Origin of the sequence: Bacillus sp. 41-22, assembly GCF_025809295.1 — a bacterium.
Taxonomy (GTDB): domain Bacteria; phylum Bacillota; class Bacilli; order Bacillales; family Bacillaceae_G; genus Bacillus_A; species Bacillus_A mycoides.
The window spans coordinates 3,149,473-3,163,356 of record NZ_CP084035.1; the positions used below are offsets into that span (position 1 = coordinate 3,149,473).

Sequence of the window (13,884 nt, forward strand, 5' to 3'; positions counted from 1 at the left end):
AAACGCAAACAAAAAAATATTGACTTTTCTTTTTAATTATCTGAAAATTAGAACAAGATTTCACATCACGGAATACATTCCATAATACGGAAAAACATCAATTTTCATACTACTAATTATGAAGGTGAGGAAAACAATGACGCAAGTAAACAATACAAACAATGAATTAAAGCGCACGATGAAAGGTAGACATTTATTCATGATTGCACTCGGTGGTGTGATTGGAACGGGGTTATTTAACGGATCTGGTTTTATTATAAGTCAAGCTGGACCTGGTGGATCCGTACTTGCCTTTATGGCCGGTGGATTATTAATGTATCTCGTTATGCTATGTCTTGGTGAGCTTGCTGTAGCAATGCCAGTTTCAGGTTCCTTCCAGGAATATGCCACTAAGTTCATCAATCCCGCAACTGGGTTTACCATCGGATGGTTGTATTGGCTAAGCTGGGCGAATACGACTGGTCTTGAATTTACCACTGCTGGTATTACAATGCAGCGATGGTTTCCTGATATTCCTGTCTGGGTTTGGTGTTTAATATTTGGTGTTACAATATTCACTATTAACGCATTATCCGCTCGTAGTTATGCAGAAACAGAATTTTGGTTCTCAAGTATAAAAGTATCTGCCATTATTGCTTTCATTATTCTTGGCGGCGCCGCTATGTTCGGTTTTATTGATTTAAAAGGAAACGAACCCGCTCCGCTTCTTTCAAATTTCGTAAATCATGGTGGTTTATTCCCAAATGGACTTGCCGCTATTCTTTTAACAATGGTTACAGTCAATTATTCCTTCCAAGGTACAGAACTTGTTGGAATCGCAGCAGGTGAAAGTGAAGATCCAGCAAAGACTTTACCTCGTTCTATTAGAAATATAATATGGCGCACGATGTTTTTCTTCGTCTTAGCAATCTTTGTTCTCGTGGCTTTAATTCCTTGGGAAGAGGCAGGATTAACAAAGAGTCCGTTTGTTGCTGTATTTGATAATATAGGTATTCCATATGCAGCTGATATTATGAACTTTGTTATTCTTACTGCTGTTCTTTCTGTCGCAAACTCAGGACTGTACGCTGCAACTCGAATGCTTTGGTCATTATCAAAAAATGATATGGCTCCAGCCTTTTTAAAGAAATTATCATCACGAGGGATACCTTTAAACGCTTTAATCTTAACGATAGCTATTTCTGCTTTTTCTCTTTTGACAAGCGTTGTAGCTGCTGAAACTGTTTACTTATGGCTCATTTCAATTTCTGGAGTCATTACAATTATTGTTTGGATGTCAATTTGTGTTTCTCAATTCTTTTTCCGTAAACATTATTTAGCCGACGGTGGAAAATTAGAAGACTTAAAATTTAAAACTCCACTTTATCCTCTTGTACCAATTCTTGGTTTTGGATTGTATGGCATTATATTAATAAGTCTTATCTTTATCCCAAGTCAAAGACTAGGAATCTATTGCACTGTACCATTTATCATTTTTTGCTACACATACTATCACTTTAAGATTAAGAAAAAAATTGCTAATAACACTCATATAGAGACTAAAATTAGCGAAACTTCGTAATACTGTACGATATTTAAAAGACCACACATTGCTTTTACTTCATGTGCGGTCTTTTATCATTGCTTTATTCATTTTTCCTGGCCCCCTATTTCCCACTTACTATTACTCTTTTGTTTTGATATATTGAATACATAGTCACATTAAAAATTAAAAGACAGATAGGAGTTAAATACGATGATAAAAGGTTTCGGAGGAATATTTTGGAGAACTAAAAATCTTGATGTTATAAAAAAATGGTACAGTGAAGTGTTGAATATTGAAATAGAAAATTGGAACGGGACTGTGATTAAACCCGAATTAGGAACTGAGACTATCTTTTCTTTCTTTGCCGAGAATGATAGTTATTTTCCTACAGAACAACAAGTGATGTTAAATTTCCAAGTACATAATCTAAACGAGACTATTCAGCATCTTGAACAAATTGGCGTACCTCTTGAAAAGAAAGAAGAGATTAGTGAATTTGGAAAGTTTATTTGGATTAAAGATCCTGAAGGGCGATTGATTGAGCTTTGGGAGAAATAGTGGATTTTAATCATTTGCTATTATGCTAACAGATGCTTTAGTTCAATAAGGTAAATAAAAAAGTGCACCTCCGATTATTAGACACAGTCTAACAATCGGAGGTGCACTTTTTTAATCTATCCAACTTAGTATAAGCCTATCCATTTATTAATAATATCAATCTATCAATAAATTACAATCATCTTGAATGTCTGAATTTTCCGTAAATTAAAGGTTATCCCCCAAACAACCTCGAACATTGTAATAAACATACATAAGGAGGTTGATCTATTTTGTTTCGTTCATTTACAAATGGATGTGTTGCCCTTGTGCAGCGTTTCTTACCAGAACCGTTTATTTTATCATGTTTATTAACTGTTTTCGTTATCTTCTTCGGCATGTTTGCCACGCACCAAACACCGGTCGAAATGATTACGCATTGGGGCAATGGCATTTGGGGACTTCTCGCCTTTTCTATGCAAATGGCTCTTGTACTCGTGACAGGATCTGCATTAGCAAACGCTCCTCTTATTAAAAAAGGATTAACGAGAGCAGCGAAATTACCGAAAACAAATGGACAAGGTATTATTGCAATTTCAATCGTAAGTTTACTAGGAGCATACATAAACTGGGGATTTGGTATTGTTGTATCTGTTTTATATGCAAAAGAAGTGGCAAGACAATTAGAAGGTTTAGATTATAGGTTAGCAATTGCTTCTTCCTACTCTGGATTTCTCATTTGGCATGCAGGTCTGTCTGCTTCTATCCCTCTTACGTTAGCAACTGGCGGCGAAACGTTAATTAAAACGACAGCTGGAAGTATTAAAGAAGCGATTCCAATAACAGAAACGTTATTCTCACCATACGCACTCGTGCCAGTTATTATTTTTCTCGTTACGATGCCTCTCATTAACCGGGCCATGCATCCAGATGAAAAGCATACAATTACTGTAGATCCTAGCGTATTCCATGAAGAAGCTGCCGCTCAAGAAGTAGGGAACAATACGTTCGCTGAAAAAATGGAAAATAGTATGATTATTACACTTTGCATCGGATTATTAGGTCTTATTTATATTTTTAACTATTTTAGTACGAAAGGCTTTAACCTTACACTTGATATCGTTATTTTTATGTTATTAATTGCCGGTCTTATTTTCCACCGTACTCCGATTCAATATATTCGCGCTTTCTCTGACTCAACTAAGAGTGCTTCAGGTATTTTACTTCAGTTTCCGTTCTATGCTGGAATTATGGGGATGATGATTGGAGTAAATAGTGAAGGTCTTTCGCTTGGAGGAGCTATTTCTACTTTCTTTATTAGTATTTCAAATGAAACCACATTCCCGCTCTTTACATTTTTAAGTGCTGGCATTGTAAATATTTTCGTTCCATCTGGAGGCGGTCAATGGGCAGTGCAAGCACCAATTATGATTCCAGCTGGCGCTGAACTTGGTGTACCTGCCGCGAAAACAGCGATGGCAATTGCATGGGGCGATGCTTGGACAAATTTAATTCAACCTTTCTGGGCATTACCGGCATTAGCGATAGCTGGTTTAAGCGCGCGTGATATTATGGGATTTTGTGTTGTTAACTTACTATATGCAGGATTTATCATTAGTCTATGTTTCTTATTTATTTAAACGAAAAGCTAGTTTTATACTAGCTTTTTTATATAATAAATCATTCATTATCTATACAGCTTATTACCTTTCTCCACTCTACCTCTGCATGATTTAATGCTTCATATGTAAACAAATCTTCACATACTTTTTCAATCATATGAGGATTGTTCTTAAGGAAATTCCACTGCAATACTTTAGGAAGAAAATATGTTTCATATTCTTTACTTCCCTTTATCACCTCATCAACTTCTCTTTCACAAATCCCTCTTATTAAATAATCATTTCTTAATTGTATTTGAATTTGTTGAAACGTTTCACTGTATTTCTTCAATTGGACTAAACAATTAATATACGTACGCAAAAGTTCGTCATCATAATTGCAACACTTTATAATACGATCGATTTCATTCATAATGTACGAGCCGCTTCTTCTATTTGTAACAGCCATTTTTCACGCTTCGTTACTTTACTCGTTTTCACAGATTGAAAAGTAGAACGTTTTATATCGCGAATACCACAAAAACGTAAAACCCCTCTTTTCATCATAATCCAATCCGCTGATCAATATAATAGGGACACGTACCATAACGGTGAGTCTAACGTATTAATAACCCACGCCTTCTTTCCTTTCAATAACCCTTTCGGTAAAGCTCCTTCATATTTATAAGCAAATCCAGCTATAAAAATACGATCGATAAATCCTTTTAAAATAGCAGGCATGCTCCACCACCATATCGGATATATGAAAAGAAGAATATCCGCTTTCTGCACTAATTCTCTATATCGCTTCGTCTCTTCTTCATTTAGTAAATCACGTCTTTTCTTCTCTCCATTAAATACAAGCACTGGATCAAATTGTTCTTTATATAAATCAAGTAGCGTAACAGAATGATTTGTTTCCTCAAGTCCTTTTTGCACATGCTCTAAAATTGCCCCATTAAAGCTTGAAGGATTAGGATGAGCGTATATAATTAGTACGTTCACTACAAAACAACTCCCTCTTTAGTTAAAGTTTCCCCTTCTTTAACATCTTCTCTACAATTTGCACATTTTTCGAACTTTGTAACAAACGATTTAATACTGTTAGTAGCTCTTCTTTTTCTAAACCTTTCAATTGCTCTTTAACTGTACTCTCACCAGTACCTTGAATTTCATACACAACTGCCGCCATATGTTTACAATAATTTTCATAAGGACACTCGCAGCTACTTTCTGCAAAATCTTCAAGATCAATAATCACTTCATAATTCCCTGCATTTCCAGTAACGAAAGCAAATACTTTCTTGTCGTGTATTTCAACATCTTCTACATGTCCCTCTTCATAATATTCATATCCTCTATCTATAATGTACTTTGGAATCCATTTCATTATATCTTTTAATAAGTATGCATACATCACAACACCTCTTCCTCTAATTCCCTTTTGACTTCCAAAATCCTGCATGTTATTCTAATAACTGTCAAGTAGCGAGTCTACGTGACAAAACGACTGACACCTATTCGGCGGAGGTGTCTCTTTTCATTTGCAGCCGATATGAAGTGCCTCTTTCAGGCACATTCAATCTTTGACACTACACACTCAACACCATTCCCTTGTATCAGGCTGCTTTAGCAGTCTTTTACTCTACATACTTCAAAAAAAAGAGAGCTCAGCTCCCTTTTCCCGCCTTATAAAATACCCCTTTTTCAGCATAGCGATATTCATCATCAGCTAAAGTAATTTTCCCATCCAGTTTGAGTTCATCTAATAGTCTTGATAAATAAAATTGATGTAACATTTTTTTAGTGAATTTTCCTTCATGATGCGAAACGATATGTTCTTGAATATCTAACAATGATATTGGCTTATCTTGCTCTATCATATATTCATAAACTGTACTACGCAGTTTTACGTATTTTTCGAGTGTCACAGTACTTCGCAACCCCTTTCTTCTTATTATATGTTTTCGTAATCGGTTTTTTTGCAACAAAAAAACCTCTCCGATAAGAAGAAGTTACGTATATCTTCGTCTTATCTCCCAGAACAAATATGTTCTGCTGGAATTAGCACCTGCATCGCGGTTGCTGGGTTTCATCGGGCCAGTCCCTCCACCTCTCTGGATAAGAAAATATTCACTTTAAATTTAACTATACGTAATTTTATTATAATTGTCAAATAAATATAAAAAATTATATTTTCTTCTTTATTGTTCATACTACAAAAAGATGTACAAAAGGAGGCTACTACTTTGAAAAAGAATGCTCGTGGATACGTACAAGATTCTTTTCATTCCTTACAAGAAGCGAAACATTGTTTAGAAGATGCATTACAAACTGTTGAAGAAGATTTTAATCGCGCACGTATTGAACAATCCCTTTACGCTGTAGAGCAAGCTCTTCAACGTTGCGATTACACCGTTCACATTTTAGAACAAGAATGAAAACTTCCCATCAAAAGATGGGAAGTTTTTTTCAAATGGCATACTTCATCATTATTACCGTTATTATTAAAAAATATACAGAATTAACAATTTCTAAAATCCCTACTTTTAATATAGAAATCTTTTTGCCATACAACATAATGGCCCGAATTACACTTGGTACAAATATGAGTGAACACCATGGATTTATAGCAAATACAATTACCGTTAATACAATATGGTATCCCCAAGATATAAAACGATACTTCGGATTATTTTTTTCACGAATCATCGTTTTTACATAAAACGTACTTCCTAAAAAATATAGAAATGAAATAAGCGCAATGAATAATGCTGTTTTATCTATGAATTTCACGGAGAAATAATAACTGATTAAACCACCTATACAAAACACTATAATCGCACAAACATCATTTAGTAATGCTCGTTCATTTTTTTGACGAGCGTAATACATATTTACAATAAACAATGGAATCATTAATACTGCGAATAAAAGAATTCGCCATTCATATAATAAAGAAATCATCCCAAATACAAATGCAATGATAAAATAAATAATTGCAGCGTGTAGAAATTCTTTTTTTCGTCTTTGCCTTATGTACATGAGAAATGGATAAGTAGCTAGATAGATAAAGAACCAGGCTAAAAACAATGGGATATGATAAAAAGTAGGTTTACCAAGTAATACACTTAATAGAAATGGTATGACAAGCATCGCCCATGCTCCATGTTGCTTCGGAATAACTAACTTCATTAACTATACACCTCCCTCTTGAAAATAGTTCTCACCTACTATTATACAAATAAATTCATATAATAACGGACATATATTGAATCTATTTTTTGACAATAAAAAATGCTCCTTACAATATGTAAGAAGCATGAAAGAGGCAAACGAATATGTAAGTCGCGACCCTACCTTATATGAGTATGCTTTTCTATGTCACGTTATGCTCATCTAATATACCGTATTTCTTTTTAAATCTTGTGAGGATCGTAATCCATGACGTACTAAATAGCAGAAGGAAAATAACATTCGATATCGCGTGACTCAGATCAAAGTAAAAACTTGCGACATAGTAAGCAATAACTGTTTCCCACGTTGCTTCCTGTATAAAACCAAGAAGACCCCAAAAATTCATAATCCAGCCAAATAGAAATCCAACGGCAAATCCGTACAACAGTCTTCCCCACAGTTTTTTCATTAAAAATGTATTACGTAATAGTCCTGCTATAAACCCGATCATGCCCCAAGAGAACATTTGCCACGGCGTCCACGGACCTTGTCCTAAAAAAATATTAGATACAATAGCCGCCGTTGCCCCAATCATAAAGCCAGTTTCACTCCCAAAAACAATTGCAGAAACGATAATGACAAAAGAAGTCGGTTGTACACTTGGTAAAATAGAAAATGGTACCCGGCTAACCGCTGCAATCGCCGCTAACACAGCAACGATAACAATTTCACGTGAAACAAACGCCTTCCTTTCAAAACGAACATAGAAAGGTAACATAATGACAGCTAATAAAAACAAACTACTTACCATGTAATACCCGTCCATAATAAAAGTCGTAAAGAGTAGTGTACATATTACAACAGCAAAAATAAATATTATGAATGCAACATATCGTTTGGACACGCTTCGTACACATCCTCCCACGTTAATGCAAATGGCAACTCTCTACGAATGAATCGATTAATAGATGTTGTATAAAAGAAGTTACCACTAAAGAACTCTTTCGGTGCATCATTCATAATGACTTTCCCGTCAAATAACATCATGCACTGATCAACGTATTTCGCTGCAAACTCAATATCATGCGTTGCCATTACAATTGTTGTACCTTCTTTTTGCAACTGTTTAAATAGCTCTCCTACTCTTTCCTTTTTCCATGGATCTAGTCCCTTTGTCGGCTCATCAAGTAATAATAAAGTTGGCTTTGATAATAACGTTGTACATAATGCGAGTAATTGTTGCTCTCCGCCGCTACAATCATGTGGATGGCGCTCTTTAAGTGAATCTAACCAGAACTTTTTCAACATTTCTTCTGCTATTGTTTTTCCCTCTTCACCATATAATTCACGCGCACGCTCATAAACCTCTTCCCATACTGTATCAAAAGTAAAATGATAGTACGGATATTGCGATACGTACCCTATACTTTTAAATCGTTCTTTCGAATCAATTTTATGTACCACTTTCCCATTCCACTTTACCTTACCTCTTCTAGCTTTTTGCAATCCTGCTAAAATCGTTAACAGTGTAGACTTCCCGGTTCCGTTTTTCCCAACTAGAGCTGTCCATTTTCCCTTTTCGATGTTCACTGTTAAATCTCGTAAAATAAGTGGACTATTTTTTTCATATTGAAAAGATATATGTTCTGCACTTAAAATTACATCTCGCTTTTCACATTGTTCTACTTGCCCATTCCTATATGATATCGCTGAAAAATCATTCATTTTCATTTGTGCTTCTCGCACTGTAAATGGAATCTCTTTCACATTCCACTCTAAAAACAATCTTGGAATTTGCGGAATGAATGGACGAAATTTTTCTACTTTCCACATGTTCGCTATCACACTTTTAGAAGTACCATCATAAATGATTCTGCCATTATCCATACAAACAACGCGTGTTGCGAGCGGTATAACTTCATCTAAACGATGTTCACTTAAAATAATCGTAATTCCAAGTTCTTCATTAATACGTTTTAATAATCCTAAAAACTCTTTCGCAGCAATCGGATCTAGTTGTGCTGTCGGTTCATCCAGTAATAATAGTTTCGGCTGCATGACTAACACCGCAGCTAAATTTACAAGTTGTTTTTGACCACCAGATAAAGTATGAACAGATTGATGTAACAAATCTTGAAATCCTAAAAAGCTAATGAGTTCCGCTATTCTTTGTTGAATAATATGTGATGGTAATCCGATATTTTCTAAAGAGAATGCTAATTCTTGAATAACGGTATCCATTACGATCTGATTTTCTGGATTTTGAAATACCATACCAATTTCTTGGGCAGATAATAAATCTGGTACTTCTTCTAATAAAGCACCATCATAATATGTATGTCCAGAACGCGTGCCAATTGGAAGTAACTCCTTTTTAAAATGTTTTAATAAAGTTGTCTTCCCAGAACCTGAACCGCCAGCAAGTACTATAAATTCTCCTTTTTGAACAGAAAGAGAAATATGCTGTAACGCTTCTTCATTTTCATCAATATATATAAATGATAAATTCTTCATTTCTGCATGCGCCACCATATCCATTCCCTTCCTTCCATCATAATTGGTAAACTAACAAACATCATAAATAATATAAACATAATTCCATCGTATTGCTGGAACAGTATTGATTCCACTTTCGGATAGATAATCAATTTCCCTCCGCCATAATAACTAAATATAAATGAAGTTATTAATAGAAAAACTAAATAACTTAGCGTATACAAATCACGTCTTTCCATTCTATATCGAATATATGTCGTACGTTTCGTTACACCAAACCCACGAGCTTGCATAGAATCTGCTGTTTGTAGTGCATCATCTAACGAACAAACTAATAACACTTGCAGTAATTTCATTCCATTTTTTATACGCTCAATGAGTGAACCTGAATCTAATTGCACACCTTTCGTTTTTTGGACGAGTGTAATTTTCTTTAACCGCCTAATAAACAAAGGAACAAACCTCACTGTAATCATCGTTAACAATGCTACTTTCGGTGAAATTCTTGAAAATAAATATAAAAATTTATGACTCGAAATAATATCGTTATAAGAAGCAAACGTAAACATAATCGCAACTAATAATAAACCCATAACAAGTCCATACATACAGGCCTCAAGCTTAATCCGGCTATCTCCTAAATAAAATAACGTAGTCGCTCCTCTATGCGTTAATAAAGAGTTAAATAAAATAACCATCAAAAAGAATACGATAGTACTAGGTAGCATCTTTCTTATTTTCTCACCATTTCCCTGTACTATATTTAAGATTATAATTAGTATAATCGCTCCAATTAAAAAAAGAGGATGAAGACACATCATACATAGTATCATCACCCCAATATAATAGAAAAAATTAACAAAAGGATGTAAAGAAGAAAAGCTTATTTTCATAGTCCTTTACCGAAGATCCTTTCCTATTTTAATACAAACACCCACTCGATTGTATCGCCTGGTTTTACTTTAACTACACCAGCACTATAGTTTGGAAAAGCACCGTTCACACGATATTTCCAGCCACTAGTAGCAGTAATATCTTTCTCGTATAAATTATTAATACCTTTTACATAAATATCACCTTTAGAGCCCATTGCATCAATCTCTAATCCTGTGCCCGTGAGCACACTGTAAACTGTGTCGCCTTCTTGTACATCAACCTTTTTCGCACCTAATAAGTACCCTTCATTTCCTTTTACGGAGATAGTAACTTGTTTTGCTTTAGGTACTGGTACTACATCTGGTGGTACCGGTGTTGGCGGAGCTGGTAGATTATTGTTCTCTTCTGGATTTTTCTTTTGCTCCTGCTTCGGTGTTTCTTTGGGCTGATTCACAACCTTTGCTTCTTCTTTTACTTCAGGTGCTTTCGGCTGCTGGGGTTTCTCTTCTTGTACTTTTTGTTGCTCTGGTTGTTTATTTGCAGCAGGCTGTTCCTTTGGTTTCTCTTCTTTCTTTACTTCAGGTTGTTCCTGCGCTTTTTCTTCTTTCGGTTTCTCTTCTACTTTTTGTTCTTGTTTATCTTTCTGCTCTTCTTGTTGTTTCTGTTCCGGTTCAGCTTGCTTCTCTTCTGGTTTCGGTACATCTTTTTGTTCTTCCTGTTTCGCTACTTCTTTTTGCTCTTCTTGCTTCGGTTCTGCCTTCTTCTCAGGTTTTACAGCCGTTTCTTCACATCCGGCTAATAATCCCAATGAAAGAACTAAAGAAATGAACCATTTCATCTTACTCATGCTGTCCCTCACCTTTCATATTAAAGTGAAACTTTAATGAGTGGAGATTTTGTTCATCCCCACTCATTATTAGCCCTCACTTTTATAATAAAATTAGGAGCAAATGATTGCTCCTAATTTTTGTTAAGCTGCTTTACGTCTCCATAATACATATGCAGAAGCGATACATAATACACCCATACCTACTTGTGTAGCTGCACTATGAGAAGACGCTCCTGTTTGTGGTAATTGATTCTTATTCTTGTTTGTTTCTTTATTAACTCGTTCGTTATCTACAACAACTTTTAGATTTTCATCTTTTGGTTGTTTTTGTAACTCTTCTTGTTGTTTCGGCTGTTCTACAACTTCTTTTTCTTCTACAGTTGTCTCTGGCTCTACAATTGGTTTCGTATCAATTTCATTCTCTACTACATTTGACCAATCATAAATCGATTTCCCAAGATCTTTAAACTGAAGTAAAGCTAAAAATGCTTGCTCTGTAGCCATTCCGCTACCTTTTTGATCACTTGGTAACCATTTGAACTCACCATTTGGAAGTTGGTATGACATTAAATTTTGTACTGCTTTATTAAGACGAGCTTGATCTACATCTTTAACTAGCGATAGTCCAATAATTGCTTGTGCAGTACTATTAGAATTCTCTTGTCCATCAGCGACAAAACCACCATTACCTAGCTGCTGCTTGTATAAATAATCAACAGCTTTTTGAATAGCTGGCTTTACATCTGCTTGATCTTGATAAGGAGCTAACGCTGCTAATACCATACTTGTTACATCAACGTTACTAGCACTTTCTTTACTACTTGAACTATCATATGTCCAGCCACCGTCTGTATGCTGCGCTTGTAAAAGTGCTTGTACTAAAGCAGCTCGGTTCCATTTTGCTTCGGCCGGAATCTCATATTTCTTTGTATCTAATGCAAGTAATGTAAATGCGTATCCTGTAACGGAATTCACTTTATCTGATTCAAATAAATTTTGTACTAAATTTTGTCCCTCTACCTTTGTAGGATCGACATTCATTGCATTCATCATAATAATCGTTCTAGCTAAATCTGTTGCTGAAAAACGATTTAAACGCTTCTTAACCTTTTCAGCTACTGGCTTAACATAGTTTATTTTCGTTTCAAGCGGAACATTTACACCTGAACGAGCAAGTCCAATCGCAACCCAATCACTACCAATTCCATCTTGTAACATCTTTTCTGACGTTTTAGAAATCGCTTCGTTTAATTGTGCTGCTGGAATTTCGACTTTCTCTTGCTTTGGTTGTTCTGTTACTTTATCTTCTGGTTTACCATCTGGTTTTTCTGTTTTCGGTTCCTCTGGTTTACCATCTGGCTTTTCTGTTTTCGGTTCTTCTGGCTTACCATCTGGTTTTTCTGTTTTCGATTCCTCTGGTTTACCATCTGGCTTTTCTGTTTTCGGTTCCTCTGGTTTTGGCTCTTCTACAGTTTTACAAGTGCCAAATTTATCTAACGTTTGTTGCAACGTTTGTTGACTCATATTGCTCCAGTCTGCAACGTAACGAAATGCAACAACATCCCCAGACTCTAATTTATAACTATCCGCCCCAACTTCTGCAGATTTATCATTTACATCATACAACCAACCGCTCGTTGCTCCGGCCATTAATCCATCGATGCCCTTTATATACGTTCCAAATGACATACTTTCAGATGTTACTTTGTCACCCATAACTTTTTGTAGCAAACTAAAAGCTGTTTCTCCATCTTCAATGGAAACTTCTTTCGGACATAACATAATTCCTTTTTGTGATTCACCAATAATTGCAAGTTTCGCTGTCTTTCCTTCAGCAAACGTAATATGTACTGTATTCGCAAAAGAAACAAATACAAGTGCCACTGCCATTAATGATGTAAGCAGCCATTTCTTTAACATTGCCATCCCAAAATTCCCTCCCTTTACTAACATTCACACAAAAAAAGACCCTTTAAGGGTATGCGGTTGACACTCTCTTTTTGTAAGTGTCGAACAAAAATGTACAACACCTCCTACCCGCATTAACGAGCAGTAAGACCCCCACCTCAAATTCAACGAAAGCAAAGAAGTTAGGTAGGGATCAACTGCCCGTAAATGCCCGATTGGTGAAGGCTAATAATCAGTGGGATGAACAAAATCCCCACTGATTAAAATTTCACTTTATCGTAAATACGATAAACCTATACATTCTACAAATTTTGATTTTCTGTATTATTTTACTATTGACAAAGAATTTTGTCCATGCTTTATCGGATTTATTTTCTAAGAATAATAGCTTAATAGCCTTCCATTATTAGAAGTCATCCCTCACTATGTAAGCTTTTATCACTAACAATAATTCCATCTTCATCTACATAAACATATTCATTCGGTTTCCATTCAACTTCACCAAATTGCACCGGAATATTTCGCTCTCCTTTTCCTTCTTTTACACTTCTATTTGGCATCGTCCCTAACGCTAAAATACCAATATTAATATTTTTTAATTCACTAGAATCACGAACATATCCATTTACAATAATTCCTGCTAAGTTTCTTTCTTCCGCAATAGCTGCTAAATTATCACCGAGTAACGCGCAATTTTTAGAAGCTCCGCTATCAACAACTAATACTGTTCCTTCTGGCAGTGTTTGTAACCCCTCTTTTACTAGTACATTATCATCCTTCACTTTTACCGTTGCGATTTTTCCATAGAATTGTTCTTTCTTCCCATAAGATTGAAAAGACTGGCGACATATTTGTAATTCCTTTTCAAATTCATCACATAGATCCGTAGTTTTCCACATCTCTTTCCCTCTTTTCTTTTCCTTTTATATTACATA

The 13,884-nt window shown here is 35.4% G+C and carries 14 protein-coding genes, 1 pseudogene and 1 riboswitch; of the genes and pseudogenes, 4 read left to right on the top strand and 11 right to left on the bottom strand.

The features are described 5' to 3' along the window. Positions 1–136: 136 nt before the first annotated feature. From LCF45_RS16090 to LCF45_RS16100, 3 genes are all read left to right on the top strand, one after another. Positions 137–1,561, top strand: a complete 1,425-nt coding sequence (locus tag LCF45_RS16090) for an amino acid permease (RefSeq protein WP_002128250.1) — start codon at positions 137–139, stop codon at positions 1,559–1,561. Between the two features lie 174 nt (positions 1,562–1,735). Further along, entirely contained in the window at positions 1,736–2,083 is a 348-nt protein-coding gene (locus LCF45_RS16095) for a VOC family protein (protein WP_263892968.1), read from the top strand. Between the two features lie 272 nt (positions 2,084–2,355). After that, complete coding sequence (locus LCF45_RS16100) at positions 2,356–3,702, top strand: short-chain fatty acid transporter (RefSeq protein WP_002033241.1); 1,347 nt, start codon at positions 2,356–2,358, stop codon at positions 3,700–3,702. 40 nt (positions 3,703–3,742) lie between these two features. Here the strand turns inward: LCF45_RS16100 and LCF45_RS16105 are convergent, their stop codons facing one another. The 4 genes and pseudogenes from LCF45_RS16105 to LCF45_RS16120 all read right to left on the bottom strand — a co-directional run bounded on the left by LCF45_RS16105 (position 3,743) and on the right by LCF45_RS16120 (position 5,654). After that, on the bottom strand, positions 3,743–4,096 hold the full coding sequence (locus tag LCF45_RS16105) for a hypothetical protein (protein ID WP_002167980.1): 354 nt from the start codon (positions 4,094–4,096) through the stop codon (positions 3,743–3,745). Beyond that, a pseudogene (locus LCF45_RS16110) lies at positions 4,093–4,668 on the bottom strand (NAD(P)H-dependent oxidoreductase). The gene LCF45_RS16105 and the pseudogene LCF45_RS16110 overlap by 4 nt, the downstream one beginning before the upstream one ends. A 22-nt stretch (positions 4,669–4,690) precedes the next feature. Next, positions 4,691–5,128 (bottom strand): SWIM zinc finger family protein, encoded by a 438-nt coding sequence (locus LCF45_RS16115; protein WP_003190441.1) that lies wholly within the window; start codon positions 5,126–5,128, stop codon positions 4,691–4,693. A 205-nt stretch (positions 5,129–5,333) separates the two neighbouring features. Beyond that, positions 5,334–5,654, bottom strand: a complete 321-nt coding sequence (locus LCF45_RS16120; protein WP_002110869.1) for a hypothetical protein — start codon at positions 5,652–5,654, stop codon at positions 5,334–5,336. Between the two features lie 38 nt (positions 5,655–5,692). Beyond that, positions 5,693–5,791: riboswitch (SAM riboswitch) on the bottom strand. A gap of 121 nt (positions 5,792–5,912) precedes the next feature. Here LCF45_RS16120 and LCF45_RS16125 point away from each other — a divergent pair. Beyond that, entirely contained in the window at positions 5,913–6,104 is a 192-nt protein-coding gene (locus LCF45_RS16125) for a hypothetical protein (protein ID WP_002084448.1), read from the top strand. A gap of 31 nt (positions 6,105–6,135) precedes the next feature. Here LCF45_RS16125 and LCF45_RS16130 read toward each other — a convergent pair whose 3' ends face one another. The 7 genes from LCF45_RS16130 to rraA all read right to left on the bottom strand — a co-directional run bounded on the left by LCF45_RS16130 (position 6,136) and on the right by rraA (position 13,848). Continuing rightward, positions 6,136–6,858: a YwiC-like family protein gene (locus LCF45_RS16130; protein ID WP_002167976.1), complete on the bottom strand. Its 723-nt coding sequence runs from the start codon at positions 6,856–6,858 to the stop codon at positions 6,136–6,138. 184 nt (positions 6,859–7,042) lie between these two features. Next, the gene (locus LCF45_RS16135; protein ID WP_002167975.1) at positions 7,043–7,744 is read right to left on the bottom strand and encodes an ECF transporter S component; all 702 of its coding nucleotides are present in this window, start codon (positions 7,742–7,744) and stop codon (positions 7,043–7,045) included. Continuing rightward, positions 7,717–9,378: an ABC transporter ATP-binding protein gene (locus LCF45_RS16140; protein ID WP_263892970.1), complete on the bottom strand. Its 1,662-nt coding sequence runs from the start codon at positions 9,376–9,378 to the stop codon at positions 7,717–7,719. Before LCF45_RS16140 ends, LCF45_RS16135 begins: the two co-directional genes overlap by 28 nt. Further along, positions 9,351–10,229, bottom strand: coding sequence for an energy-coupling factor transporter transmembrane component T (locus LCF45_RS16145; protein ID WP_033713217.1), 879 nt, complete (start codon positions 10,227–10,229; stop codon positions 9,351–9,353). Before LCF45_RS16145 ends, LCF45_RS16140 begins: the two co-directional genes overlap by 28 nt. 23 nt (positions 10,230–10,252) lie before the next feature. Then, on the bottom strand, positions 10,253–11,059 hold the full coding sequence (locus LCF45_RS16150) for a DUF4430 domain-containing protein (RefSeq protein ID WP_078203899.1): 807 nt from the start codon (positions 11,057–11,059) through the stop codon (positions 10,253–10,255). Between the two features lie 123 nt (positions 11,060–11,182). Further along, positions 11,183–12,967 carry a DUF4430 domain-containing protein gene (locus LCF45_RS16155; RefSeq protein ID WP_078203900.1) on the bottom strand — a complete coding sequence of 595 codons (1,785 nt, stop codon included), beginning with the start codon at positions 12,965–12,967 and terminating at the stop codon, positions 11,183–11,185. A gap of 395 nt (positions 12,968–13,362) precedes the next feature. Then, positions 13,363–13,848, bottom strand: coding sequence for a ribonuclease E activity regulator RraA (gene rraA, locus LCF45_RS16160; protein WP_002185379.1), 486 nt, complete (start codon positions 13,846–13,848; stop codon positions 13,363–13,365). Positions 13,849–13,884: the final 36 nt, after the last annotated feature.

What these genes read in the sequence shown, in the direction of transcription:
- LCF45_RS16115 (WP_003190441.1), bottom strand. Translation starts at nt 5,128, where the DNA reads ATGCAGGATTTTGGAAGTCAAAAGGGAATTAGAGGAAGAGGTGTTGTG.
- LCF45_RS16140 (WP_263892970.1), bottom strand. Translation starts at nt 9,378, where the DNA reads ATGGATATGGTGGCGCATGCAGAAATGAAGAATTTATCATTTATATAT.
- LCF45_RS16090 (WP_002128250.1), top strand. Translation starts at nt 137, where the DNA reads ATGACGCAAGTAAACAATACAAACAATGAATTAAAGCGCACGATGAAA.
- LCF45_RS16130 (WP_002167976.1), bottom strand. Translation starts at nt 6,858, where the DNA reads ATGAAGTTAGTTATTCCGAAGCAACATGGAGCATGGGCGATGCTTGTC.
- LCF45_RS16155 (WP_078203900.1), bottom strand. Translation starts at nt 12,967, where the DNA reads ATGGCAATGTTAAAGAAATGGCTGCTTACATCATTAATGGCAGTGGCA.
- LCF45_RS16150 (WP_078203899.1), bottom strand. Translation starts at nt 11,059, where the DNA reads ATGAGTAAGATGAAATGGTTCATTTCTTTAGTTCTTTCATTGGGATTA.
- LCF45_RS16095 (WP_263892968.1), top strand. Translation starts at nt 1,736, where the DNA reads ATGATAAAAGGTTTCGGAGGAATATTTTGGAGAACTAAAAATCTTGAT.
- rraA (WP_002185379.1), bottom strand. Translation starts at nt 13,848, where the DNA reads ATGTGGAAAACTACGGATCTATGTGATGAATTTGAAAAGGAATTACAA.
- LCF45_RS16105 (WP_002167980.1), bottom strand. Translation starts at nt 4,096, where the DNA reads ATGAATGAAATCGATCGTATTATAAAGTGTTGCAATTATGATGACGAA.
- LCF45_RS16145 (WP_033713217.1), bottom strand. Translation starts at nt 10,229, where the DNA reads ATGAAAATAAGCTTTTCTTCTTTACATCCTTTTGTTAATTTTTTCTAT.